This window comes from Hydrocarboniphaga sp., assembly GCF_028291725.1.
GTDB lineage: Bacteria > Pseudomonadota > Gammaproteobacteria > Nevskiales > Nevskiaceae > Hydrocarboniphaga.
In genome coordinates, this window is record NZ_JAQGNT010000063.1 from 16,553 (window position 1) to 40,215 (window position 23,663).

General features: G+C 64.3%; 23 protein-coding genes. 12 read left to right on the forward strand and 11 right to left on the reverse strand.

Going from position 1 to position 23,663, the window contains the following annotated elements:
* Positions 1 to 132: 132 nt before the first annotated feature.
* Both JWQ90_RS17175 and JWQ90_RS17180 read left to right on the forward strand, forming a co-directional pair.
* Positions 133 to 573, forward strand: a complete 441-nt coding sequence (locus JWQ90_RS17175) for an Hsp20/alpha crystallin family protein (RefSeq protein ID WP_299696220.1) — start codon at positions 133 to 135, stop codon at positions 571 to 573.
* 110 nt (positions 574 to 683) lie between these two features.
* Positions 684 to 1,613, forward strand: a complete 930-nt coding sequence (locus tag JWQ90_RS17180) for a DnaJ C-terminal domain-containing protein (RefSeq protein ID WP_299696221.1) — start codon at positions 684 to 686, stop codon at positions 1,611 to 1,613.
* Between the two features lie 102 nt (positions 1,614 to 1,715).
* Here the strand turns inward: JWQ90_RS17180 and JWQ90_RS17185 are convergent, their stop codons facing one another.
* The gene (locus JWQ90_RS17185) at positions 1,716 to 3,203 is read right to left on the reverse strand and encodes an amidase (RefSeq protein WP_299696222.1); all 1,488 of its coding nucleotides are present in this window, start codon (positions 3,201 to 3,203) and stop codon (positions 1,716 to 1,718) included.
* Positions 3,204 to 3,207: 4 nt separating this feature from the next.
* Positions 3,208 to 4,332: an SMP-30/gluconolactonase/LRE family protein gene (locus JWQ90_RS17190; RefSeq protein WP_299696223.1), complete on the reverse strand. Its 1,125-nt coding sequence runs from the start codon at positions 4,330 to 4,332 to the stop codon at positions 3,208 to 3,210.
* Between the two features lie 212 nt (positions 4,333 to 4,544).
* Here JWQ90_RS17190 and JWQ90_RS17195 point away from each other — a divergent pair, with 212 nt between their 5' ends.
* Entirely contained in the window at positions 4,545 to 6,194 is a 1,650-nt protein-coding gene (locus JWQ90_RS17195; RefSeq protein WP_299696224.1) for an AMP-binding protein, read from the forward strand.
* 71 nt (positions 6,195 to 6,265) lie between these two features.
* Here JWQ90_RS17195 and JWQ90_RS17200 read toward each other — a convergent pair whose 3' ends face one another.
* The 3 genes from JWQ90_RS17200 to JWQ90_RS17210 all read right to left on the reverse strand — a co-directional run bounded on the left by JWQ90_RS17200 (position 6,266) and on the right by JWQ90_RS17210 (position 9,183).
* On the reverse strand, positions 6,266 to 6,733 hold the full coding sequence (locus tag JWQ90_RS17200) for a DUF4442 domain-containing protein (RefSeq protein ID WP_299696225.1): 468 nt from the start codon (positions 6,731 to 6,733) through the stop codon (positions 6,266 to 6,268).
* 100 nt (positions 6,734 to 6,833) lie between these two features.
* The gene (purU, locus tag JWQ90_RS17205; protein WP_299696226.1) at positions 6,834 to 7,703 is read right to left on the reverse strand and encodes a formyltetrahydrofolate deformylase; all 870 of its coding nucleotides are present in this window, start codon (positions 7,701 to 7,703) and stop codon (positions 6,834 to 6,836) included.
* A 142-nt stretch (positions 7,704 to 7,845) separates the two neighbouring features.
* Positions 7,846 to 9,183 carry a thioredoxin family protein gene (locus JWQ90_RS17210; RefSeq protein WP_299696227.1) on the reverse strand — a complete coding sequence of 446 codons (1,338 nt, stop codon included), beginning with the start codon at positions 9,181 to 9,183 and terminating at the stop codon, positions 7,846 to 7,848.
* A 278-nt stretch (positions 9,184 to 9,461) separates the two neighbouring features.
* On the opposite strand from JWQ90_RS17210, the gene JWQ90_RS17215 reads away from it, so the two are divergent.
* Positions 9,462 to 9,941, forward strand: coding sequence for an SET domain-containing protein-lysine N-methyltransferase (locus tag JWQ90_RS17215; RefSeq protein WP_299696228.1), 480 nt, complete (start codon positions 9,462 to 9,464; stop codon positions 9,939 to 9,941).
* The gene (locus JWQ90_RS17220) at positions 9,938 to 10,330 is read left to right on the forward strand and encodes an SET domain-containing protein (RefSeq protein WP_299696229.1); all 393 of its coding nucleotides are present in this window, start codon (positions 9,938 to 9,940) and stop codon (positions 10,328 to 10,330) included. Before JWQ90_RS17215 ends, JWQ90_RS17220 begins: the two co-directional genes overlap by 4 nt.
* 91 nt (positions 10,331 to 10,421) lie before the next feature.
* Here JWQ90_RS17220 and JWQ90_RS17225 read toward each other — a convergent pair whose 3' ends face one another.
* On the reverse strand, positions 10,422 to 11,315 hold the full coding sequence (locus JWQ90_RS17225) for an Hsp33 family molecular chaperone HslO (protein WP_299696230.1): 894 nt from the start codon (positions 11,313 to 11,315) through the stop codon (positions 10,422 to 10,424).
* Between the two features lie 109 nt (positions 11,316 to 11,424).
* Here JWQ90_RS17225 and JWQ90_RS17230 point away from each other — a divergent pair, with 109 nt between their 5' ends.
* Positions 11,425 to 12,561, forward strand: coding sequence for a sulfotransferase (locus JWQ90_RS17230; protein WP_299696231.1), 1,137 nt, complete (start codon positions 11,425 to 11,427; stop codon positions 12,559 to 12,561).
* A 125-nt stretch (positions 12,562 to 12,686) separates the two neighbouring features.
* Here JWQ90_RS17230 and JWQ90_RS17235 read toward each other — a convergent pair whose 3' ends face one another.
* From JWQ90_RS17235 to JWQ90_RS17250, 4 genes are all read right to left on the reverse strand, one after another.
* Entirely contained in the window at positions 12,687 to 13,832 is a 1,146-nt protein-coding gene (locus tag JWQ90_RS17235; protein WP_299696232.1) for a beta-ketoacyl-ACP synthase III, read from the reverse strand.
* 79 nt (positions 13,833 to 13,911) lie between these two features.
* Positions 13,912 to 15,132 (reverse strand): beta-ketoacyl-ACP synthase II, encoded by a 1,221-nt coding sequence (gene fabF / locus JWQ90_RS17240; RefSeq protein ID WP_299696233.1) that lies wholly within the window; start codon positions 15,130 to 15,132, stop codon positions 13,912 to 13,914.
* Between the two features lie 7 nt (positions 15,133 to 15,139).
* The gene (locus JWQ90_RS17245) at positions 15,140 to 15,397 is read right to left on the reverse strand and encodes an acyl carrier protein (RefSeq protein WP_299696234.1); all 258 of its coding nucleotides are present in this window, start codon (positions 15,395 to 15,397) and stop codon (positions 15,140 to 15,142) included.
* Between the two features lie 57 nt (positions 15,398 to 15,454).
* Positions 15,455 to 16,879, reverse strand: coding sequence for a cytochrome P450 (locus JWQ90_RS17250; protein WP_299696371.1), 1,425 nt, complete (start codon positions 16,877 to 16,879; stop codon positions 15,455 to 15,457).
* Between the two features lie 130 nt (positions 16,880 to 17,009).
* Between JWQ90_RS17250 and JWQ90_RS17255 the strand changes: the two genes are divergently transcribed.
* Complete coding sequence (locus JWQ90_RS17255; protein WP_299696235.1) at positions 17,010 to 18,035, forward strand: methyltransferase; 1,026 nt, start codon at positions 17,010 to 17,012, stop codon at positions 18,033 to 18,035.
* A gap of 64 nt (positions 18,036 to 18,099) precedes the next feature.
* On the opposite strand, the gene gatB is transcribed toward JWQ90_RS17255, so the two are convergent.
* A complete protein-coding gene (gatB, locus tag JWQ90_RS17260) occupies positions 18,100 to 19,536 on the reverse strand; it encodes an Asp-tRNA(Asn)/Glu-tRNA(Gln) amidotransferase subunit GatB (protein ID WP_299696236.1) in 1,437 nt (478 codons plus the stop codon).
* A 132-nt stretch (positions 19,537 to 19,668) separates the two neighbouring features.
* On the opposite strand from gatB, the gene JWQ90_RS17265 reads away from it, so the two are divergent.
* The 5 genes from JWQ90_RS17265 (at position 19,669) to JWQ90_RS17285 (ending at position 23,643) form a co-directional block, all read left to right on the forward strand.
* Positions 19,669 to 22,167 carry a DEAD/DEAH box helicase gene (locus tag JWQ90_RS17265; protein WP_299696237.1) on the forward strand — a complete coding sequence of 833 codons (2,499 nt, stop codon included), beginning with the start codon at positions 19,669 to 19,671 and terminating at the stop codon, positions 22,165 to 22,167.
* 72 nt (positions 22,168 to 22,239) lie between these two features.
* On the forward strand, positions 22,240 to 22,476 hold the full coding sequence (locus JWQ90_RS17270; RefSeq protein WP_299696238.1) for a type II toxin-antitoxin system VapB family antitoxin: 237 nt from the start codon (positions 22,240 to 22,242) through the stop codon (positions 22,474 to 22,476).
* Positions 22,473 to 22,880: a type II toxin-antitoxin system VapC family toxin gene (locus tag JWQ90_RS17275; protein WP_299696239.1), complete on the forward strand. Its 408-nt coding sequence runs from the start codon at positions 22,473 to 22,475 to the stop codon at positions 22,878 to 22,880. Before JWQ90_RS17270 ends, JWQ90_RS17275 begins: the two co-directional genes overlap by 4 nt.
* Positions 22,881 to 22,987: 107 nt before the next feature.
* Positions 22,988 to 23,218: a type II toxin-antitoxin system HicA family toxin gene (locus JWQ90_RS17280; protein ID WP_299696240.1), complete on the forward strand. Its 231-nt coding sequence runs from the start codon at positions 22,988 to 22,990 to the stop codon at positions 23,216 to 23,218.
* The gene (locus tag JWQ90_RS17285) at positions 23,215 to 23,643 is read left to right on the forward strand and encodes a type II toxin-antitoxin system HicB family antitoxin (protein ID WP_299696241.1); all 429 of its coding nucleotides are present in this window, start codon (positions 23,215 to 23,217) and stop codon (positions 23,641 to 23,643) included. Before JWQ90_RS17280 ends, JWQ90_RS17285 begins: the two co-directional genes overlap by 4 nt.
* Positions 23,644 to 23,663 lie beyond the last annotated feature (20 nt).

Consider the following 23,663-nt stretch of genomic DNA (forward strand, 5'->3'; position numbering starts at 1 on the left):
AGTATACGGCAGTGCCCGCCGACACTTGTGCTCGCGCTTGACTCGGCTCTTGAAAGCTGCGCCAGCCACCCTAAGTTCTGCTGCACGGGACGAAGCCCCCCGGACACACCGCTCTCAACAAGGAGATTCAAAATGGCATTTCTGGCGCGTTATCAACCGTGGTCCGTCAATCACGAATTCCTCAACGAAGTGAGCCGCCTGCTCGATCGCAACAGCGCGAACGACGCCTCCACTTCCGCAACCGCTGACTGGGCGCCCCCGGTCGACATCGAAGAGTACGCCGACAAGTTCGTGCTGACCGCCGACGTCCCCGGCGTCGATCCGGCGACCATCGAAGTCACGCTGGAGAAAGGCGTGCTGACGCTGTCGGGTTCGCGCGCTGCCGCGGTCGAGCAGCAGGGCGTCGAGCGCCGCCGCAGCGAGCGCGCCAGCGGCCGCTTCCATCGCCGCTTCACGCTGCCGGACACCGTCGATGGCGATTCGGTGTCGGCCAGCGGCAAGAACGGCGTGATCGAAGTGTCGATCCCGAAGCGCGCGCAGGTGCAGCCGCGGCGGATTAGCGTCAAGGTCTGAGCCCGCGCGAGTCGCGGCAACGCGCTCGCTCCGGTAAAACCAGATGTACGGCAACATCACGGGGCGCTTCGGCGCCCCGTTCCTTTTCGATCTGTAACATACTTTGTCATATGGATTACAAGGACTATTACAAAACCCTCGGCGTCGCCCGCTCCGCCACGCCTGACGAAATCAAGAAGGCTTTTCGCAAGCTCGCGCGCGAATTTCATCCTGACCGCAACAAGGCCAAGGGCGCCGAGGATCGGTTCAAGCAGATCAACGAAGCCAACGAGGTGCTGTCCGATCCGGAGAAGCGCAAGGCCTACGACACTCTGGGCCCGAACTGGAAAGCCGGTGCGCAGCAGCCGCCTCCGGGCTGGGAGCAGAACTTTCGCGGCGCAGCTGGGCGCGGCCGTCGCACCGGCGGCACCGACGCCGGCAATGCGGGCTTCTCCGATTTCTTCTCGTCATTGTTCGGCAACGCCGCGGCCGGTGGCATGGGTGGCATGGGTGGCGCGGGATTCGGCGGAGCGGCGGATTTCGACGACGTCGAAGCCGTGGGCGGCCATCCGCAGCGCGCCAAACTGAGCATCAGCCTGGAAGACTCCTACCACGGCGGCTCGCGCCAGGTGAGCCTGTCGACCGGCCGCACGCTCAACGTGCAGATCCCCAAGGGCGTGACCGCCGGCCAGACCATCCGTCTTGCCGACCAGGGCGCCCGCGGCGCCGATCTGCTGCTGGAAATCGAGTTCGCGCCGCATCCGCAGTTCAAGGTCGAGGGCCGCGACATCCAGGTCAATGTCGCAGTTTCACCGTGGGAAGCAGCGCTCGGCGGCAAGATCGATGTGCCGACACTCGGCGGCACCGTCGAGCTCGCGCTGCCGCCCGGCGCGGCCAGCGGCCGCAAGCTGCGGCTCAAGGGCCGCGGCCTGCCGGGCACGACACCGGGCGACGAGTTCGTCACGATCCTGATCCAGGTGCCGGCGGCGGAAAGCGAGAGCGACAAGGCCTACTTCCGCGACATGGCGAGGCGCTTCGAGGATTTCAAGCCGCGCGGTTGAGGCTGCGCCACGCTCGATCCGCAACTGTAGGAGCGGACCTTGTCCGCGATTGAGGCGGCACCGACACCATCGCGGTCAAGGACCGCTCCTACAGTTCCAAAATCACAGCGGCGCTCGTTTGTCGAACCACGGCCGCGCCTGCTCCAGCTGCGCGGCCAGTTGCAGCAGCCTATCCTCGCGGCCGAACGGCGCGATGAACTGCGTGCCCAGCGGCAAGCCGTCCTGCGTCCAGTGCAGCGGCACCGACATCGAAGGCGTTCCGGTCAGATTCGACAGCTGCGTAAACGGCACATGGCGCAGGCTGTCGACCGCCATTTCCTCGACCAGGCCGCTGCGCCTGAGCAAGGCACCGACGCCGAGGCTCGCGCCCATCGCCAGCAGCGGTTTCAAAGCGAGCCGCTGCCAGGCCGGCAGCTGCCCGCCGACCGCGATCGGCGGCGTCGCCAGCACCGGCGTCAGGTAAAGATCCCAACTCTGGAAGTAGCGGCCGAGCGCGCGTGCGAAGTCGTTCCACTGGCCGCGCCATGCGACGTATTCGCCCGCGCTCAAGCTGTCGCCCAGCAGCGCCAGCACGCGCGTTTCCAGCTCGAATTCGCTGGCCGACGCACCGGTCTGCGCGCGGATCTGCGCGAGCGTCGCCGCGGTCTGGCCGAAGTACATGTGCAGGTAGGCGCGTGCCAGCTGCATGCCGTCGATCTGCGGCTCGGCGGCGTCGACGCTGTGGCCGAGATCGCGCAGCAGGCGTGCCGTGTCTTCGATCGCGGCAACGCATTCGGCATCCACCGGCGTGCCGATCGGCGAGCGCGTGGTGTAGCCGATGCGCAACCGGCCCGGCGCGCGCTGCATCGCATCCCGATACGGCTCATGTGGCGGCGCGATCACGAAGGGCGCGCCGACGTCGGCGCCCTGCAGTGCGTCCAGCATCGCCGCGCTGTCGCGCACGCTGCGCGTCAGCACATGCTCGCTCGAGGCGCCGTCCCAGATCTCGCCCTGCGTCGGCCCCGCCGGCACCCGGCCGCGCGAGGGTCTCAAGCCGAACAGCCCGCAGCAGGCAGCGGGGATGCGGATCGATCCGCCGCCGTCGCTGGCGCCGGCCATCGGCACGATGCCGGCCGCCACTGCGGCCGCCGCGCCGCCGGACGAGCCGCCCGGTGTGCGATCCAGATTCCAGGGATTGCGGCAGATGCCGAAACGCGCCGGCTCGGTGACGCCTTTCAGCGCCAGCTCCGGCGTGCTGGTCTTGCCGAAGATGGTGACGCCGGCCGCCAGGAAGCGGCGCGTGACCTCGGCGTGCTCGGCCGGCGCATGCTCGCGCGTGGCGCGCGATCCCTGCGTGGTCGGCACGCCGGCGTAATGCTGGCCGATATCCTTGATCAGGAACGGCACGCCGGCGAACGGCCCACTCACCGATTCGCTCGAGCGCGCACGGGCCTGAGCCGTCATCGGGATCGTCAGCGCATTGATCTTCGGATTGACTTCCGCGCAGCGCTGCAGCGCGGCTTCCAGCAGCTCTGCCGCGCTGACTTCGCGGCGCTGAACCAGGGCAGCGAGCCCCAGCGCGTCGTGCTGGACATACTCGGAAAAGTTCATCGCGTCATCCGGCATCGCAGCCCGGATGCAGCGGCGCTTGCGGCGCCTTGCCGGGCCCGGTGGCCAGCGCGTCTTCCAGGCGGATGCGTCCGAGCGCGGTGTTCGACAGGCTGCCGAAGATCAGCCAGCCGTCGCGCTCCTCGACGCTGGTGATGAAGCCGTAGGCGTCGGCGCCGGCGTATTGCAGATCGGCCACGATATGGCCGTCGAGGTCGAGACCGACGACGTGCGCGACCTTGGCCGGCTTCGGTCGCAATGCTTCCGGCAGCCGCGCGACGATCTTGCGCAGCCAGGGCGTCGGCAGGAACTGGTCGAGCATCGCGTCGCGCGGCGAATACAGCGCGACCCAGAAACGATCGCGGCCGTTGAAGCTCAGATTGTCCGGGAAGCCCGGCAGATTGTCGGTAAACGTGTCGGTCTGCCCGGCCTTGTCTCCGCTCAGCCAGTAGCGCGTGACGCGGTATTCCCAGGTCTCGGCGAACAGCAGGTAAGCCTCGTCGGGCCCGAGCGCGATGCCGTTCGCGAACGGCCGGTTCTGCAACAGGGTCTGCGTCGCAGCGGTTTCGAAGTCATAGCGCAGCAGGCGCCCGCTGCGGCCGTGCTCGAGCAGATCGTCCATATGGTGGCCGTAGCCGAAGCGCGAGGAGGCGTCGGTGAAATACACCCGGCGGCCGTCATGCGTCACGTCGACATCGTCGGTGAAGCCGAACCGGCTGCCGTCGGCAGCGTCGCTGAGCGCGCGCAGCTCACCATTGGCGGACAGGCCCATCAGGCCCTTGCGCGCATCGGCGATCAACAGGCTGCCGTCGGCCGCCACGGCGAGCCCCAGCGGACGGCCGCCGGTGTTGTCGAGTAGGGTGCAGCCGGAAAAATCCGCAGTGAACCGCAGCAGCTGCCCATCGCTCAGGCCGGCGTAGACGCGGCCCTGGGCGTCGAGCGCAATCCCCTCGGGGCCGGCAAAGCCGGTCAGGCTTGGCTCAATGCGCTGGATGCCGCGCAGCTTGTCGTTGGGCGTAGACGCGGCGAGCGGCGACGGCTGCCATGCGAGCGGCTCGATCGCCACCGGCCACAGCAGCAGATACGCCGCCAGCGTCGCGAGCACCCAAAGCGCTCCATACACAATCTTCATGCGCGTACTCCCCCTGAATACTGTGCAGATGGTTCCTGCGATGCGTCCTTGCCGGCCGGATTGTGCGAGCCGGCAAGGAGCCCGTCCACCGGCACCGCCCGCGACCCAAGTCCAAGGGCACTCGCGCCGGCCGCCGGGCTCGATAAGATGTCGGGATTCGATGGCGGAGCGTCGCGGATCAGCGTTTACCAAAACCTCACATGGAGGAGACCATGAAAGATCACCGCAACCCGGTGCAGATGCTGATGCATTGGGCCGAGCGCCGCCCCAACGCGCCGTGGCTGTTCCAGCCACACGGCGGCCAGTGGCAGCGCACCACCTGGGGCGAAGCCGACGCGCAGGTGCGGCGCATGGCGAGCGCGCTGCACAGCCTGGGCCTTGCGCCGGGCGCGCGGATCGCGATCTCGGGGCTGAATACCGCACACTGGTTCCTGGCGGACATGGCGATCACGATGGCCGGCTACGTCAGCGTCGGCCTGTATCCGAAGCAGCAGGCCGAGCACGTCACCTACATACTCGAGCACAGCGAGTCCCGCGCGCTGTTCCTGGGGCCGATGAGCGACGCCGACGAGTTCATGCGCGCGGTACCGGCCGGCACGCGCACGGTCCGCTTCCCGTATCCGGCCGCGCCCAAGGGCGAGTTCGACTGGGATGACTTGATCGCCGCCCACGTGCCGATGCACGGCTACACGCCGCCGGCGCCGGAGTCGCTGAGCACGCTGGTCTACACCTCGGGCACCACCGGCAAACCCAAGGGCGTGATGATCACGCAGCAGAACAGCCTGTTCGCAACCGCCGGCGGCCTGAAGGCGATGCCGCCGGTCGGCACCGAGCGCCTGTTCTGCTACCTGCCGCTGGCGCACATGTTCGAACGCGGCGCGGTGGAGCTGACCAGCCTGTATCTCGGCGCGGAGGTCTGGTTCCTGGAGAGTATCGACAAGCTCGGCGAGCAGATCGTCGACGTGCAGCCGACGCGCTTCTTCGGCGTGCCGCTGGTCTACACGCGCATGCAGGCGGCGATTCTTAAAAAACTGCCGCAGGCCAAGCTCGACAAGCTGCTCGGCATTCCGCTGGTGTCGACACTGATCAGGCGCAAGATCCGCAAAGGCCTGGGCCTGAGCCGCGCGCGCTACATCATCGTCGGCGCCGCACCGATGCCCGATCCGCTGACCAACTGGTTCGCCCGGCTCGGCGTGACGATCCTGCAGGGCTACGGCATGACCGAGAACTCGATCTACGCGACCGTGAACCTGCCGCATGCGAACCGTGTCGGCAGCGTCGGCCGCGAAATGCCCGGCGCCGGGCTGAAAATCGCCGACGACGGCGAGATCCTGTTCAAAAGCGACGCGGTGATGGCCGGCTATTACAAGGAGCCGGACAAGACGCGCGAGACCTTCACTGCCGACGGTTATCTGAAAACCGGCGACCAGGGCCGCGTCGAAGACGGCTATCTGTACATCACCGGCCGCGTGAAGGATCTGTTCAAGACCGCCAAGGGCAAGTACGTGTCGCCCTCGCCGATCGAGGGCGCGCTGGCGCGCAATGCGGACCTCGACCAGTTGTGCTTCATCGGCACCGGACTGAATCAGCCGATCATGCTGGCGACTTTGTCGGCGGCCGCCAAGTCACGCCCGCATGCGGAGATCGAAGCGCGGCTGATCGCCGACCTCGACGAGGTCAACGCCACGCTGGAGCCGCACGAGAAGATCGCCAAGATCGTCATCGTCAACGACACCTGGGGCATCGACAATGGCCTGACCACGCCGACGATGAAGATCAAGCGCAGCGAAGTCGAGAAGCGCTATGCGGCATTGCTGCAGCGCGAGGCGCAGACGCGCTCGAAAATCGCCTGGGAGACGTAGGTCGGCAATCCCTTGCCGACGTGTACCTTCGATGCGTAACGCGAGCCTCACGTCGGCAAGGGATTGCCGACCTACGCGCGTTTGCGAATATGCAGCGTCTTGGTAACGCGGGCGACGACCTTGTTGCTCGCGTTGCGGATATCGAGCCTGTAAACCGGCTCGAACTTGCCGCCGTTGAGCGTGGCGGCGCGTACTTCCTCGACCTGCTCGTCGCTGAGCACGAAGCGCGCGGTCACGGTGCCGGTGCCGGGCCGCACGAAATCGATCTGCGCGGCCTTGTCCCAGACCAGGTAGTCAGGGCCCAGCCGGGCGACCAGCATCAGCGCGTAGAACGGATCGGTCATCGAGTACAGGCTGCCGCCGAAATGCGTACCGAAAGCATTGCCGGTGAGCTTGGACTCGCGCAGCTCGACGACGACTTCGCCGAAGTTATCGGAGACATGGACGACTCTAATGCCGGCGCCCAGGTACGGCGGGTACAGGCTCATCACTACGCGGAACAGGCGCGGATTTTCGAAGACTCTGGAACGCAGGCTCACTGGCGTACCTTTTCGTATGTGTGAGGCTCGGATGCGTGAGCCTGCTGCCCTGCTCCCGCACCCGCTGCCGCTACGCGGCAGACACCGTGTCGCAGTGCACTCATGCGAACACCACGGTCTTGTTGCCGTCGACGATGATCCGGTCCTCGACATGCCAGCGCACCGCGCGCGACAGCACCTGGCGCTCCATGTCGCGGCCGAGGCGCTTCAGGTCATCCACCGAATGCCGATGCGAAACGCGCGCGGTGTCCTGCTCGATGATCGGGCCCTGGTCGAGTTCGGCGGTCACGTAATGCGCGGTCGCGCCGATCAGCTTGACGCCGTGCTGGTAGGCCTGCTGGTAGGGATCGCCGCCCGGGAACGCCGGCAGAAACGAGTGATGGATGTTGATGATGCGACTGGTGTAGTGCTGCACGAAGTCAGCGGACAGTATCCGCATGTAGCGCGCGAGCACGACAAAATCCGCTTTGCCGTGCAGTGCCGCCAGCATCTGCGCCTCGGCTGCCTGCTGAGTCTCGGCGGTAAACGCGACGTGCTGGAACGGCACGCCGAAGCCTTCGACCGCCGCCTTCAGATCGGCATGGTTCGACACCACCATCGGAATCTCGACGCGCAGCTCGCCGCGCGCGTAACGCCACAGCAGTTCCAGCAGCGCATGATCGTGGCGCGACACCAGGATCGCCATGCGCGGCTTGTCGGCCGCGAAGGCGATGCGCCAGTCCATCTCGAAACGCTTGCCGACCACGTCGCCGAACGCGCGCAGCAGTGCATCGCGCGTGAGGTCGAGGTTCGGCGTCTGGAATTCCAGGCGCAGAAAGAACTTGCCGCCACTGGGATCGGAGGAATGCTGATCCAGCTCGGTGATGTTGACGCCGTGGTGATACAGAAAAGTGGTCACGGCCGAGACGATGCCGGGGCGGTCCGGGCAGGTCACCAGCAATCGGGCCGTCGTTTCAGGCTGTGTGGTCACGTAAAAGTCGCTACGGCTTGATCGGGGGCGCGTATTGGAGCGCCCGGGCGGCCAATAGGCAAGTCAGATCGCCTGTAGGGCGGGTCATGACCCGCCGTTTCGCCAGCGCAACAAAATCCAAAACGGCGGGTCGCGACCCGCCCTACAGAGCGGCTTTCAGATGCGCGGTGTCTTCCGGAAACCAGGGGCCGTTGGCCTTCAGCGCTTCGGCGACGACGGTGCGCGCCTCGGCGTCGCGCTTCAGCGCCTTCAACGCGATCACGCGCTGCTCGGCCACCTTCAGACGGTTCTGGCCATAGGCCTTCTCGCTGGCCTGCTCCAGATACGGCAGCGCCTGTTGCGCCTGGCCGCGCGCCAGCAGGTTGCGGCCGTAGCGGAACGCATAGACGTAGTCGTCCGGATACGCGGCGATCAGCTTCGGATACAGCAGGTCCAGCGCCGCATTGTCCTTCAGCACCTCCAGATACACGCGCCAGTTGTCGGCCGCATTGCGATCGTCGGCAAGATGCGCGCTGGCGGCTTTGCTGAGCTGCGCGACCGCCTTGCGCAGCACCGCGATGCGCTCGGCATCCTGTCCCGTGCCTTCGTAGACGTCGGCCAGGCCGAGCACCGCGCTGCGCTTGTCGGCGCACAGTGCGGACTGCTTGGCACCGAACACACCGGTGTCGACCAGCTTCTTCATCGGCACCACTTGCGATGCGAACACCGCCTTGCGGCTTTCCGGCGAGGCTTTCTCGGTGCAGGCGCTCCAGCGGTCGATCTCGTAAGGACGCTCGCAGCCCAGATCGCCGGCGAAGACTTTCGGCGCGATCGATTCGCACAGCGCGACGTCGCCGAGCTTGGACGCCTGCAGCAGCTTGAGCCGCTCGATCAGCAGGGCGATCGCCGGATCGGCGTCGTACTGCTTGCGCGCATCGGCCGGCAGGCTCGCGTACCAGGCAAGACCGGATTCATCGTAGCGCGCGCGATACACGGCGAGCGCTTCGCGCGCGGTCTTCAAGCCACCGGCGCCGCCCTTGGCCGCGGCGGCTTTCAGATCGTCCAGCGTCGAGCTGCGCTTGAGGATGTCGTTCACCTGGGCAAAGAACTGCGGCTGGGTCTGCTCGGCCAGGATGCGGCCCAGTTCGGCGCCGTCAGGCTTCAGGATCACGTAACTCGGCAGCGCCTTTACGCCCCAGAGATTCTTCCAGTAAGCGCCCTCGGGGCTGTCGGCATCGAGCTCGACGACCACGGTCCTGTGCTCGATCTTTTCCCATTCCGGCCCGACCAATACATGCTTGGCCATGAAGTAGCAGGAGTAGCACCAGGGCGCCTGGAAATCGACGATCACCGGCGCCTGGCGCTCGACCGCGGTCTTCAGCGCCGCGTCGATGGTCGGCGTGTCGGGCTTGTCGGTGGCGGCTTGCGCCAGCCCGGCAAAACAAGCAACGAAACACAGCAGCGGAAACGACAGCAGTGCAGCGGTGATCAAACGGCGCATGGCGCCTCCGGATAATTCAACTAAGCGGCGGCCGGCGGAGGCAGCGTCTTGACTGCATCCGTCGGCCGCGGGTCGGGATCGATGGCGCGCATTGTAAGTCTTGGCGCTCGCCGGATCATGGACGTTCGGGATACCTCGATATTCCGCCAGCTTCTTGCCGCCCGGGCCATCCGGCAGCCGCAGCGGCGCGCGTAGGTCTTCGCACCGACCACGATCGGCACTGCAAAAGCGGCGGCCTCGGTGCTATACATGGAGTCTTCTTGGTTCAGGAATTGGGCATGGCAGTTTATGTGGCACCGGGCCTTGCGGGCACCGGCGTGTTCGCCGACCGCGCCTACGGGCGCGGCGAACAGATCATCGGCATTGACGGCCCGGTTCACAGCGGCGCCGAGCTCGACCTGATCGGCTTTCGCCCGGGTTATCCGCTGCAGATCGATCTGGACCGGTACATGCTCGTCGAAGCGCCTTTCGTCTACTGCAATCATTCCTGCGACCCGAATGGCGGCATCACGCCGGACTTGAAGCTGGTGGCGGTGCGCGACATCGCCGCGGGCGAGGAGATCTGCTTCGACTATTCCTCGACCATGCTCGAAGACAATGCGTGGACGATGGAATGCGGATGCAAGACGGCCCGATGCCGTGGTCGGGTCGAGGACTTCGACCGCCTGCCGCCGGACGATCAGCGCTATCTGCTGGACCATGTCGGCGTGATGCCGTTCATCGTTCGCGCGCTGGCCGCCCGGCCCGCGAACGCATGATCCTGGTGCCGCATTACGTCGATCGCAGCGCGATCGAGGGCCTGGGACTTTTTTGCGCTGCAGCCTTGCAGACCGGCCAGGCGATCTACCGCTACGACTGGCGCTTCGTGATGATCATCTCCGAAACCGAGCTGTGCGAGCTGCCCGAGGCGATGCAGCAGGCGGTACTGAAATATTCCTATCGTGGCCGCGGCACACAGCGTCTGAGCGGCGCGATGTACTACTGCGCCGACGATGCGCGCTTCATGAATCACGCCGACGAGCCGAGCACCTTGTGGGACGAGGACCAGGGCCAGTATGTCGCCGCACGCGATCTGCCGGCCGGGGCCGAGCTCACCTGCGATTACCGCGATTTCTGCGAGCCGGAAGACTGCGAGTTCGAGCTGTAAGTTGATTGGCGATGTTGGGGTTCGCTGCGCTCACCCCAACCTACCAGCGATTGTAGGTTGGGGTGAGCGCAGCGAACCCCAACAGTCCGGCTCAATGCCGTGAATCACCCTGGGGCTCGGCGATCTCCGCGGCGCGGAACAGCTCGTGCGCCTCGTGCCGCGTGAACACATGCTCGCGACCGCAGAATTCGCAGGTCACCGATACGCGCTGCTGCTCGTCCAGAATGCCGTCGACTTCTTCACGGCCGAGCGACAGCAGCATCAGTGAAATACTGGCGCGGCTGCAACGACAAGCGACCTGGATAGTCCGCGGCTCGAACGTCCGTATCTCTTCCTGGTGAAACAGGCGGTGAAGCACCGTATAGGGCTCGGTATCGAGCAGCTCGTCGTGCTGCAGGGTCGCGGCCAGCGTGTGCAGATGCTCCCAATCGGCCAGGCCGCCGCGCGCGCTCTGCAGCGGCAGGCGCTGCAGCATGAAAGCGGCCAGATGTTCGCCGCGCACCGCCAGGCGAATCAGCGTGGGTAGCTGCTCGGACTGCTCGAAATAGCCTTCGAGCGCCTCGGCCAGCGATGCGCCGCGCACCGCGACCACCGCCTGGCTCGACGGCACGGCCTCGTTGCTCGGCTCCAGCGTCAATGCGAGCAGGCCGCCGCTGAGCAGGTGAGTGAAGCTGCCGGACAATTCCGCCGGGGCCTTGGCCATCGCGCGCACGTTCAGATGGTGGTCGATCTGCGCGACCAGCAGCTTCATGCCGTCCTGCTGCCCGGGGTCGGCCTGGAACTGCAGGTTGATGCGGCCTTCGAAGCTCAGATGCGTCGCCATCAGCGGCATCGCGGCGATCGCCTCGCCGAGTAGGCGGCTCAGATCGGCCGAATACGGACGATGCGCGAGGAAGTCCGATACGCCCAGCTGGATCTGCACGATGGCGCCGTGCGCGACCTGGTTGTCGAACGTGAAGGGAAGCAGGAGATTGCTTGAGTCCATGACGAATTTTACCCCAGTGGAAGATACTAAGGACCTTGTGCGCGCGATTGGCCTTAAGCTTGCAGCAACCGGGGCATCTCACAAGAGCCCGCCATATAGTCCAATGGGCATGAACGACACACCCGCTCCATCCACCAGCGGCCGCCTCGCGACCAAGAAGCAGATCGAAACCCAGTACACCAGCTGGCTCGCGAAACTGCTGCTGTCCCGCATGTGGGAAAAGCAGCACAACGTCGCGATGGATCCGCCCAGGCACATCACCGCGTCCGCGCGCTTTCTGAGCAAGACTTTTTTGCCGTCGAAGATCGATCGCAGTGCGCCGATCAAGGCGCCGATTTTCATCCTCGGCACGCCGCGCTGCGGCTCGACCTTGGTGCAGGATCTGCTATCCCGTCACGAACGTATCGGTTACATCAATTACGGCATGGATCTGGTGCAGGACCCCGAGCTGTTCTACGCGGCGCACAAAATGCGCTCGGCGCTGGGGCTCGACGTCAAGGGCGAGCGCTACCTGCAGGACAGCATCCTGGTACACGGCGGCGCGCCGGCCGAGGCGATGCGCTTCTGGGGCACGGCGCTGAAGCTCGACCCGCATCTGCTGACGTGGCCGCAGCGGCGCGCGAGCGACTTCAGCGCCGCTGAGATCGAGTTCGTGCAGAACACGATCCGGCACGTGCTGTACTGCTTCGCTGATCAGGGCCGCGATCGCTTCCTGACCAAATGTCCGGCGCTGCTGACCGAGCCGCTGCTGCTGCAGGATATTTTCCCGGACGCGAAGTTCATCCATCTGGTGCGTGACGGCCGCATGGTCGCGAACTCGCTGATCAAGCTCTACGAACTGCAGGTGCAGCAGGACATCGCGGTGGATCACCCGGTGTTCAAGACCGATCACTTCGTGCCATATCCGCGCGTGCCGGGGCTCGAGGGCTGGATGAAGGAATACGGTCCGCGTGATCTGCGCACCACCGCGCATATCTGGGACAGCGCGGTACGCTACATCGACAGCGTGCGCGGCCAACTACGCAACTTCCACGAGATCCGCTACGAGGATCTGTGCGAGTCGCCGTCACAGCGGGTCAACGAGTTGATGGAGTTTTGCGAGTTGCCGCCGCCGGGCGCCAACAACCAGGCGCTGAACGAGCGGCTGTCGCAGGTCGGCAAGGTGTCGCATACCAACCGCTACAGCGGCTTCGAGGAAGTGGAGGCGATCGCTGGCGACAGCCTGCGGCGCTATCACTACCTGTAGGGCGGGTCGCGACCCGCCGCTTTTTTCGGGCCATGCAAATCAAAAGCCGGCGGGTCATGACCCGCCCTACAAAAATGGCCGCGGCCCTTTCGAGCCGCGGCCATTCTGCTTTTCGCCGAGAGAACTCAGACGACGGTCAGCGCCATGCCGGCAACCGTGAAGCGGCCGCTTTCGGGAACCGCGCAGAAGATCTTCTGGCCGCGCTGAAGCTTGCCGGAATGCAGCAGTTCTTCGAGGATGATGTAGATCGACGCCGAACCGACGTTGCCCTTGTAGCTCAGGTTGGTGAACCACTTCTCGTCGGGCACGTTGATGCCGGCGGCGCGCATGCCCTCGTCGAGGCGGCCCTTGAAGTACATCGACGACAGATGCGGCAGGAACCAGTCGATCTCGTCGAAGTTGACGCCGTGCTTGTCACGCGCGATCTTCAAGCCTTCGACACCGACACGGACCATATGCGCCTCGAGCGCGCGCACGTCCTGCTGCAGCATCAGGTAGCCCTTGCGGAACACATCGAACACGTCCGCCTCGTCCGTCCACAGCGCGAAGCTGCCGTCCTTCTGCTTGTTCATGCCGTTGTACATGCACACCGGCGTCTCGCCGGACCAGCACATCACGTCGAGCGCGTCGATGCGCAGGCTCAGGCGGTCCGAGCGCGGCTCGCTTTCCATCATCACAGCACCGGCGCCATCGGACAGCATCCAGCGCAGGAATTCCTTCTCGAAGCTGACCATCGGCGCGGCCTGGCCCGGATTCAGGTCCTGGGTCATGCCGGTGAAGATCTTCTTCATCATGAAGGCCGAGGCGCGCTCCGAGCCGGTGGCGACGAAGTTGTCGCGCAGGCCCATCGCCACGCACATCCAGCCGTACTTCATCGCCGTCATGCCCGAGGCGCAAACACCCGAGGTCGACAGGATTTCGGCCGGTGCCATCGCCAGTTCGCCGGCGACCATGTTCGAGTGCGAAGGCATCAGCTGGTCGGGCGAAGCGGAACCACAGGCCAGGCCCTGCACATCGGTCACCGGCATACCCAGGCGCGTGCATACATCGCGCACCGCTTCGGCGGTGAGCTGCGCGTTGGTATGCGTGCGCACGCCCGTGGCCGGGTCGAGCGCGTAGTAACGCTGCTTGATGCCGTTGTTCTGCAGCACGAACAACTTCACACGGTTGGGCTGGTTGTCGATCTTGCCCAGAACCGCTTCCACCTGTTCGTTGGTGATCGGCTCATTCGGCATAAAGGCGCCGACATCGGTGATGTATACGTTTTTCATCAACAGAAAGCTCCCAGCGGCGGCCCTTCGGCCGCCGCTTTCCCTAGAGATTGAATCTGCCCCTCGCCAGTGCTGGCGATCAGTGCCCGTCTAACGTGCGCAGCGCGAGAATCGCGTTGCAGCCGCCGAAACCGAAAGTGTTCGACAGAATCGTCGAGACCTTGGCGTCGCGGGCTTCGTTCGGCACGTAATCGAGATCGCAGGCCGGGTCCTTGTCGTGATAGTTGATCGTCGGCGGAACCACGCGATCGCGGATCGACAGGCAGGACGCAACGAACTCCAGCGCACCGGAAGCACCCATCGAGTGCCCCAGCATCGACTTGATCGAACTCATCGGCACCTTGTAAGCCAGGTCGCCCATGACCTGCTTCACAGCCTGAGTCTCGGTTGCGTCGTTGGCCGATGTCGCCGTGCCGTGGGCGTTGATGTAGTCGACCTGGTCGGTGTTCAAATGCGCGTCGTCGAGCGCCTTCTTGATCGCCTTGGCCTGGCCGTCCACGCTCGGACGCGTCGAATGAAAGCCGTCGTTGTTGTAGCCGTAGCCGACCAGCTCGCAGTAGATGCGCGCGCCCCGCGCCTTGGCGTGCTCGTATTCTTCGAGCACGACAACCGCTGCGCCTTCGGCCAGCACCAGCCCGTCACGGTCGCGCGCAAACGGACGCACCGCGGTGTCGGGAGCCTCGTTGCGCGTCGACATCACACGCAGCGCGTTCCAGCCGCTGAAGATGCCGTAGGACAGCGGCGCCTCGGTACCGCCGGCGAGCATCGTCGTCGCGTAGCCGTGCTGAATCAGCCGCATGGCTTCGCCGATCGCATTGGAGCCGGACGAGCACGCCGTGGAGATCGTCGAACTCGGCCCGCGGAAGCGGTGCTGGATGCAGATATGGCCGGCCGCGGCATTGAACATCGACAGCGGCACCGTCAGCGGGCTGACAAAACGCGGCCCCTTGGTGTGCAGCGATTTCTGCTGCTGATCGATGGTCGTGATGCCGCCGATGCCGGTGCCCATGATGACGCCGGTCATGTCCTCGTCGGATTCACCGGCGTCGGCGATGCCACTGTCGGCCACCGCTTCGGCCGAGGCGGCAAGCGCCATCTGGCAGACGCGATCCAGGCGGCTGGCATCCGGATAGGTCAGCGTCGTCGGATCGAAGGTCTTGCACTGGCCGCCGATGCGCGTCCGGAACGGAGTGGCATCGAACAGGTTGATCTCGCTGACGCCCGAGCGGCCATTGACCACGCCATCCCAGAAATTGGTCTTGCCGACACCGAGCGGGGAGACGATCCCAAGCCCGGTCACTACGACTCTATGCCGTTCCATTTTTGGAGGCCTCAATAGCAGTCTTGACGATGCGCACCAGGCCATCGAAGTCGGAAATCTTCTCGTTCTGCATGTCCGGGAAGGAGATACCGAAATGGGTTTCGATTTCGAATACGGTTTCGAGGAATTGCAGCGAGTCCCCACCCCAATCTTCGAGCTGTGAACCTTTCTGGACCAGGTTCTTGTCGATCTTCATGTTGTCGGCAAGAATCTGGCGCAGCTGTTCTTCAACTTCATCAAACATGGTCTAAAGCTCCCGGGTATTAGATTTAAATGCTTTTCCGTCACCAACCGAACGACATCAACTCTCCGATCCGGCCGTTAACCGCGCCGCCTCCACGATCGAAGGATTAGAAACAGAGTGATCGACATCCCGTTGCCTCAGCTTAACGGGTACTCCCCCCTTAGGAATCAAGGTGATAGAGGCAAACGGCTGCGGGTGTGACGTTCCGGCATATTCAAATGCAAAAAATTGCAAGAAATTTGCCAGGAGCAGCACACCCTCCATCATTGCGAAGCGATCGCCAATGCAAGTTCGCGGGCCGCCGCTGAAGGGCATATAGACGCAGCGCGGCAGACGGGCTTCCAGATCGGTACCCCAGCGCTCCGGCATGAAGCGCTCGGGATGCTCGAAATACTGGGGATCACTGTGCATCGCCGCTGGCGACACATAAAGTAGTGATCCTCCCGGGATTTGATAACCGCCGATCTCGCAGTCTTCCAGCGACTGGCGGGCCACCAGGGATACCGACGGATACAAACGCAGGCTCTCTTTAAACGTCCATTCGATCGGCGCCAGCGCCGCCATGTCCGAAACCTGGGGTGCGCGGCCCTTGAGCTTGTCGTCGACGACGGCCTGCAGCTGCTTCTGCCACTCCGGGTGCTGCGTCAGCAGATAAAGCGTCCATGACAGTGCAGTCGCGGTGGTGTCGTGCCCGGCGATGAACAGCGTCACCGACTCGTCACGCAACTGCTGCTCGCTCATCGGCTGGTTCTGATCGTCGCGAGCCTGCATCAACATCGCCAGCAAGGTAGTGCGCTGATCGAGATTCCGGCGATGTTCGGCGATGAAGCGATGGATCAGGTCGTCAATCCGCCGCACTGCGCGGCGATAACGCAGCACGCTCGGCGTCGGCAGCCAATCCGGTGCAACGAATGGATTGAGCATGCGCACCGTCACCGCCTCGAGCAAATCGGTCATCGCCTCCTCGACCAGTTGCACGTCCCCGGCCACATTCTCGTCGAATAGGCTGCGCGCCACAATCTTCGCTGCAACCGAGCGCATATCGGTGTACATGTCGCGAGTTTCGCCGTCTTTCCACTCCCCGACCAGTTCGCGCGCGTACTCCGACATGATGCGGCCGTACCCGGCGATGCGATCCCGCGCGAACGCCGGAGCCGCCAGCCGGCGCTGCTTGCGCCAGAAATCGCCGTCAGCTGACAACAGACCCAGGCCAAACACCGCCCGGGTGCGCCGGAAAAACAGCTGGTGCTTGATGAAGTTCTTGTAATTACCGAGCAGCAGGTACTCGTTGAGCTTGGCGTCACTCAACAGGAAAGCCCGGCGGTGCACCATTCTGAGGCGGGTTACCGGACCATACTTTCGGGCGCAAGCGCTGAGGAAGCCGTTCAAATCACGGCCGAAGTCCAGAATATTGCCCAAAAGGAAGTGCCCAGAGGGTCCGGGAGGCAGCTTCTGCTTAGCGGTAACTGAATTTGTTGTCACAGTGGTGCGTGCAGTCCCAAAAAGATGCAGGCATGATCGCAAGACTTACGCCATGGCGCCCCTTTTTGGGCCGGTTCTTGCGTGGCGGAGTCGGCTCTCATCATAACGTTCAACCGGAAAGGAATAACCAGTGGATTTTGTCATCGACATTCTGAAAAAGCTCAATGTCGTCCCCGTGCCGCTGCTAGACGCCCAGGCCCAAGTCGTCAAGGCCCGCGCGCTGATGGAAGCAAATCGTGCTGGCGTTTTCGTGACACTCGGCAAACATGAAGCTGGGCTCACCGTCTCCGAACTCGCCAAGGCCCATGACTTCTCCGAAGAAGGCGCCAAAGTGCTGCTCGATGCCCTGGTCGGCGTCGGCTATCTGAAGAAGAAAGATGGCCGCTATCGCAATGGTCGCTGGGTGAAAAAGTGGTTCCTCGATCCCAAGCACAGTCTCCACTATATGTTGCGCCTGCAGATGTACACCTACCATCGGCTGGAAGGTCTAGGCGAAAACCTGAAGTCCGGCCGACCCGCAATGGACTTCCATGCGATGGACGCGTCGCACCCGACGCCACAGCAGGAAACGTATACGCGTGCGATGCGCGAAGCAGCGCGGCTGATCATTCCCGATCTGATGAAGCGCGTCGACATCCCCAAGAGCGCAACACGGCTACTCGATATCGGCGGAGCGCACGGCGAATATTCGCGCACTTTCGTGCGTAAATTCCCAAACCTCAAGGCTACCGTACTTGATCTCGCCGGCCCTGTCGCGACGGCGAAGGAAATCATGGATGTCGAGGGCAACCCCGAAGGCCTGGACCTGCAGATCGGCAACTGCCTCAGCGATGACTTCGGAACGGGCTGGGACGCGATCCTGCTGGTCAATATGGTCCATCTGTTCGACGTTGCGCAGAACCTGGACCTGTTCAAGCGTTGCAAGTCCGCCCTGAAACCGGGTGGCTCCCTGCTGTGTGTCGATCAGTTCGTCGGCATCAGCGGCCAGCGCGACAAGATCTTTGCGCTGGTTTCACTGAACTTCTTCAACGTCGGCGGCAAGTCCTACGAAGCCGTGCAGATGCGCGAACTGCTGGCCGCAGCCGGCTTTGGCCGCGTCGAAGTCAAGCCGCTGGGTCTGCGGACACCGGCGTCCCTGATTCAGGCATATGCCTAAAGCAATAGCGGACAGGGCCGCTTCTGCAGAAGCGGCCCTGTCCGCGCTGAAGTCCGCATAGACCTCAACCGGCGAGCTTGTCCTTCAGCAGGCGGTTCAGCGCTTCCGGGTTGGCCTTGCCCTGTGTCGCCTTCATCGCCTGACCGACGAAGAAACCGAACAGCTTGTCCTTGCCGGCGCGATATTCGGCCAGCTGGCCCGGATTGCGAGCGATGATCTCGTCGATCGCACTCGCAATCGCCGACTCGTCGGTGATCTGCACCAGGCCCTTGGCCTTGATGATCGCGTCGGCACTGCCCTCACCCGCGAACATCGCTTCGAACACCTCTTTGGCGATCTTGCCGGAGATGGTCTTGTCGGCGATGCGCGCGATCAGGCCGGCCAGATCGGCCGCCGAAACCGGAGAATTCTCGATTTCCAGGTTCTGCTTGTTCAGCAGGCCCAACAGATCGCCGATGACCCAGTTCGCGCAGATCTTTGGATCGCCGCCCGAAGTCTTCACCACGGTCTCGTAGTAATCGGCGAGCGCGGCTTCGGCAGTCAGCACGCTGGCGTCGTACCTGGCCAGCGCGTACTGCTGCATGAAGCGGTTGCGCTTGGCTTCCGGCAACTCGGGTAGGCTCAAACGGATCGCTTCGATGTCCTCGAGCGTGACCACGACCGGCAACAAGTCCGGATCGGGAAAATAGCGGTAGTCGTTCGCGTTTTCCTTGCTGCGCATCGAACGCGTTTCGCCGGTGTCCGGATTGAACAGACGGGTTTCCTGATGGATCGTGCCGCCGGCTTCGATCACGCCGATCTGGCGCTCGATCTCGTACTCGATCGCCTTCTCCACGTAACGGAACGAGTTGACGTTCTTGGTCTCGGTGCGCGTGCCGAATTCTGAAGTGCCGCGTTTGCGCACCGACACATTGGCGTCGCAGCGGAACGAGCCTTCCTGCATGTTGCCGTCGCTGATGCCGAGATACACGACCAGCTGATGCAGCTTCTTCAGATACGCAACCGCCTCCGCAGCCGAACGGATTTCCGGCTCGGAGACGATTTCGATCAGCGGCGTGCCGGCACGATTCAGATCGATGCCGGTGACGCCTGCAAAGTTCTCGTGCAGCGATTTACCGGCGTCTTCTTCCATGTGCGCGCGCGTGATGCCGATGCTCTTGGTGACGCCATCGGCCAGCTCGATGTCGAGTTTGCCGCCATCGACAATCGGCAGTTCGAACTGCGTGATCTGGTAGCCCTTCGGCAGATCCGGATAAAAGTAGTGCTTGCGATTGAACACGCTGCGGCCCGTGATCTTCGCGCCGATCGCGAGACCGAACTTGATCGCCATGCGCAGCGCGTCACCGTTAAGCACCGGCAAAACACCCGGAAAACCGAGCGTGACCGCGTCGGCCTGGGTGTTCGGCTCGGCGCCATACGCGGTCGCCGCGCCGGAAAAAATTTTCGACTTCGTCAGCAGCTGACAGTGCACTTCCAGCCCGATCACCGCTTCCCAGGTCATATGCCGTTCTTCTTCCAGAATTGCGCCATTCTAACCCGTCCTCATCGCCCGCTCGCGGCGAGGCCCGCCTAGCTCGCCGTTGGCGCTGCTAAAGTCTGCACCGAGCCCGCCGGAAACCGCCCCAAAACCGATATGTCCACTTCATCGCCGAAGTCGAAAAAGAGCCATGCAACGCGCAAGCGGAAAGGCAAGCCGGCCGAGCCGCGGCTATCGCGCCAGCGGCAGCCGGCAGAGCTGGCGGTGGAGGATTGGCAGCGCGCCCTGCGCCGCCAGTTCGGCCGCGAACAGAGCTTCGGCCTGAAGAACATCGGCAGCGAGCGGGTATTCTCGGAGTACGCGGTCAGCAATCCGGGCAGTGGCGGCAGCTACCGCGTGGCGATCCGCGGTACCGCGTCCGGGCAGAACTTTTGCTCCTGTGCGGATTTCGCGACCAACGATCTGGGCAGCTGCAAGCACGTCGAATTCGTGCTCGCACGCATCGAGGCCGGGCGCGGCGGCAAGGCCGCGCTCAAGCGCGCTTACTCGACCCCTCACGCCGAGCTGTATCTGGACTACTCGGGCCAGCGCAGCCTGCGCTTCCGCACCGGCACAGCAGCGCCCAAGGCTGTCGCCGAACAGGCAGCGCATCTGTTCGGTAGCGATGGGCGCCTGCAGCCGGAGCGCTTCGACGAACTCGAAGCCTTCCTCGGCGCGGCCGCCAAAGCCGGCCTTGAGGTGCGCTGCCACGACGATGCACTGGCCTTCGTCGCGCAGGCGCGGGATTCGCGCTGGCGGCGGCGTGCCCTCGACGAGGCCTACCCGAAAGGCGCGCGCAGCGCCGCGCTGAAAAACCTGCTGAAAGTGCCGCTCTATCCCTACCAGGCCGAAGGCGCGCTGTTCGCGGCCCGCGCCGGACGCGCGCTACTCGGCGACGAAATGGGCCTGGGCAAGACCATTCAGGCGATCGCCGCGGCCGAGTTGTTCGCGCGCCATTTCGGCGCCACGCGCGTGCTGGTGGTCTGCCCGACCTCGCTCAAGCACCAGTGGCAGCGCGAGATCGCACGCTTCGCCGGACGCGACGCGCAGGTGATCCAGGGCCTGCGTACCCAGCGCGAGCTACAGTATCGCCAGGAGACTTTCTGCAAGATCACCAACTACGACACGCTGGCGCGCGATCTGGATCTGATTCAGGCCTGGGCGCCGGACGTGGTGATCGCCGACGAGGCACAGCGCATCAAGAACTGGAACACGCGCGCGGCGGTTGCGCTCAAGCGCATCGACAGCCCCTACGCCGTGGTGCTGACCGGCACGCCGCTGGAGAACCGGCTGGAAGAGCTGATCTCCATCGTCCAGTTCGTCGACCGCCACCGGCTGGGTCCGACCTGGCGCCTGCTGCACGAGCATCAGCGGCGCGATGAGGCCGGCCGCGTGATCGGCTACCAGGGGCTGGACCGCATCGGCGCCACGCTCGCACCGATCCTGCTGCGGCGGCGCAAGGCCGAGGTGCTGGAGCAACTGCCGGCGCGCATCGACAACACGCTGTTCGTGGCGATGACGCCGCAGCAGCGCATTCACCACGACGAGAACGGCGAGACCGTCGCACGCATCATCAGCCGCTGGCGCAAGACCGGTTATCTCTCGGATGCCGATCAGCGGCGCCTCACCTGCTCGCTGCAGAACATGCGCATGTCCTGCAACAGCACCTACCTGCTCGACGGCGTAACCGACCACGGCAGCAAGGTCGACGAACTGGAAACCGTACTCGCGGAATTGCTGGAGCAGCCCGACGCCAAGGCGGTGATCTTCAGCCAGTGGCTGCGCACGCACGAACTGATCGCGCGGCGGCTCAAGACGCGCGGCTGGGAGCATGTGCTGTTCCATGGCGGCGTGCCGGGCGAGAAGCGCGGTGCGCTGGTGGACCGCTTCATCGGCGATCCAGCATGCCGCGTGTTCCTGTCCACCGATGCCGGCGGCGTCGGCCTCAACCTGCAGCACGCGGCGGCCACCGTCATCAACATGGATCTGCCGTGGAATCCGGCGGTGCTGGAACAACGCATCGGCCGTGTGCACCGGCTGGGTCAGACGCGCAGCGTGCAGGTGGTCAACTTCGTCGCCCAGGGCACCATCGAAGAGGGCATGCTGTCGGTGCTCGCGTTCAAGAAATCGCTGTTCGCCGGCGTGCTCGACGGCGGCGGCGCCGATGTGTTCCTCAACGGCACGCGCCTGTCCTCGTTCATGAAGAGCGTCGAAGCCGTGACCGGCGCGATCGGTGAGGCGGAGCATCAGACTCCGTACGAGGCCGGGGACGGTGCAGAGAGCGGGCTGCCGCTCGCGACGCCCGCTTCCGAAACAAAACTCGCGCCGGCCGCCGTGGCGATGCCGGAATCGTCATCGCTCGAGACGGGCCCGGCGTCGATCGAGGCAAGCGTGGGCGCGCCGGCCCCGCCAGCGACCGCCGATCCTTTCAGCGCGCTGCTGGATGCCGGGCTGAGTCTGCTCGAATCCGTAGCCGCCGTACGGCGCGGCGATGACGTTACGTCGCCCTGGATCGCCACCGACCCGCAAACCGGCAAATCCTTCCTGAAGCTGCCGCTGCCGGAACCCGCAATGCTCGGACGCCTGGCCGCCGTCCTCGCCAAACTGGGCAGCTGAAGAATCCGGTCTTGCCGAGCTTGGGATCGAAATGTACATTGGCCATGTACATATCAACATCCAGAGCATCCCATGGCTATGCAAATCGCCAATCCGGCAGTGATCGGCAAGATCGAGCGGCTGGCGCGGGCCACCGGCCTGAGCAAAACCGCGGCCGTCGAACGCGCCGTCGACCAGCTTTTGCACACCGAAGCGGCCGATAGCGGCGGCAGCCGTATGCAAAGCCTGCTCGCCCAGCTGGATCGCATACCTGATCTGGCCGTGCCGGCCGATCCTCTGGACTGGGACGAGCACGGCCTGCCGCGATGATCGCCGTCGATACGTCGGCGATCGTGGCAATTGCTTTCGCCGAACCGGAACGCGCCGCCTTCACGCAGCGCATCCAGCAAGCCGGCAAGGCGCTGATCAGCAGCGTTTCCGTCGTCGAAGCGAGGATGGTGATCCATGGCCGGCGCGGACAACGGGCCGTGGTCCTGATGGACGACCTGCTGCGCTTGCCGTTCTTCGAGCTGGCCGCGCCGGGCTCGGCGGAGGTGGAGGCGGCCTACGCCGCCTTCGTTACCTACGGCAAGGACAGCGGCCACCCGGCCAGCCTGAACTTCGGCGACGTTTTCAGCTATGCACTGGCGAAAGTGCGCAACCTGCCCCTGCTGTTCAAGGGCGACGATTTCGGGCACACCGACATCGTGCCGGCTGTTTCGCTGGCACGCTGATCGGCCGGTGCCGGATCGCTATCCGAAAGCCTTCGGCAACTGGCGATGCCAGTCAATCGCAGCTTGGTCCTAGCGCCTATACTCGTCCAGTTGTAAGTCGGACATAAATGTCCGAGACTTCGCCCGTGAAGGGTGCTGAGTTCATTCGCAAGGTTCAAGCGCTCGCCCGCGCGCGGGGTCTGCCCTGCCGGGTGGATGAGAAACGCGGCAAGGGTAGCCATGTAACGCTCTACTTCGGAGAGCGCATGACCATCGTGCGCGATCCGAAGGACGAGCTGAAAACCGGAACCCTTCACGCCATGTGCAAGCAACTCGGAATCAAGAAGGACGATCTATGAGGCAATTCGCCTACGCTGTGAAGCTGACGCCGGATAAAGACGATGGTGGCTATGTGGTGACTTGCCGCGACCTGCCAGAAGCGATCACCCAGGGCGAGTCCATCGAAGATGCCTTGACCGAAGCGGCGGATTGCCTGGAAGAAGCCGTCGCAGCCCGAATTGATGACGGAGGCGATATTCCGACGCCGTCGGTAAGCAGGCGCGGCGAGCGAGCGGTGAGCGTGCCGGCGTCCATGGCACTCAAAGCCGCTGTGTACCTGGCCATGCGTGAGGCCGGCATCAGCAATTCCGAGCTTGCGCGGCGTATGCATCTGGATGAGAAAGAGGCACGACGCATCCTGGACCCGCACCATCCGACCAAGCTGCCGCGGATCGAAGCCGCATTGTCGGCGTTGGGGCGGCGAGTGGAGTTGATACTCGCTTGAGCCAAGGCGGAGCGGCTGAT

Excerpts from the sequence above, each read along its gene's own strand:
- JWQ90_RS17265 (WP_299696237.1), top strand. The coding sequence starts at position 19,669 with ATGTCCACTTCATCGCCGAAGTCGAAAAAGAGCCATGCAACGCGCAAG.
- JWQ90_RS17180 (WP_299696221.1), top strand. The coding sequence starts at position 684 with ATGGATTACAAGGACTATTACAAAACCCTCGGCGTCGCCCGCTCCGCC.
- JWQ90_RS17235 (WP_299696232.1), bottom strand. The coding sequence starts at position 13,832 with ATGAAAAACGTATACATCACCGATGTCGGCGCCTTTATGCCGAATGAG.
- JWQ90_RS17220 (WP_299696229.1), top strand. The coding sequence starts at position 9,938 with ATGATCCTGGTGCCGCATTACGTCGATCGCAGCGCGATCGAGGGCCTG.
- JWQ90_RS17190 (WP_299696223.1), bottom strand. The coding sequence starts at position 4,332 with ATGAAGATTGTGTATGGAGCGCTTTGGGTGCTCGCGACGCTGGCGGCG.
- JWQ90_RS17225 (WP_299696230.1), bottom strand. The coding sequence starts at position 11,315 with ATGGACTCAAGCAATCTCCTGCTTCCCTTCACGTTCGACAACCAGGTC.
- JWQ90_RS17175 (WP_299696220.1), top strand. The coding sequence starts at position 133 with ATGGCATTTCTGGCGCGTTATCAACCGTGGTCCGTCAATCACGAATTC.
- JWQ90_RS17210 (WP_299696227.1), bottom strand. The coding sequence starts at position 9,183 with ATGCGCCGTTTGATCACCGCTGCACTGCTGTCGTTTCCGCTGCTGTGT.
- JWQ90_RS17270 (WP_299696238.1), top strand. The coding sequence starts at position 22,240 with ATGGCTATGCAAATCGCCAATCCGGCAGTGATCGGCAAGATCGAGCGG.
- JWQ90_RS17230 (WP_299696231.1), top strand. The coding sequence starts at position 11,425 with ATGAACGACACACCCGCTCCATCCACCAGCGGCCGCCTCGCGACCAAG.
- JWQ90_RS17280 (WP_299696240.1), top strand. The coding sequence starts at position 22,988 with ATGTCCGAGACTTCGCCCGTGAAGGGTGCTGAGTTCATTCGCAAGGTT.
- JWQ90_RS17195 (WP_299696224.1), top strand. The coding sequence starts at position 4,545 with ATGAAAGATCACCGCAACCCGGTGCAGATGCTGATGCATTGGGCCGAG.
- JWQ90_RS17285 (WP_299696241.1), top strand. The coding sequence starts at position 23,215 with ATGAGGCAATTCGCCTACGCTGTGAAGCTGACGCCGGATAAAGACGAT.
- JWQ90_RS17245 (WP_299696234.1), bottom strand. The coding sequence starts at position 15,397 with ATGTTTGATGAAGTTGAAGAACAGCTGCGCCAGATTCTTGCCGACAAC.
- gatB (WP_299696236.1), bottom strand. The coding sequence starts at position 19,536 with ATGACCTGGGAAGCGGTGATCGGGCTGGAAGTGCACTGTCAGCTGCTG.
- JWQ90_RS17275 (WP_299696239.1), top strand. The coding sequence starts at position 22,473 with ATGATCGCCGTCGATACGTCGGCGATCGTGGCAATTGCTTTCGCCGAA.
- JWQ90_RS17185 (WP_299696222.1), bottom strand. The coding sequence starts at position 3,203 with ATGAACTTTTCCGAGTATGTCCAGCACGACGCGCTGGGGCTCGCTGCC.
- JWQ90_RS17215 (WP_299696228.1), top strand. The coding sequence starts at position 9,462 with ATGGCAGTTTATGTGGCACCGGGCCTTGCGGGCACCGGCGTGTTCGCC.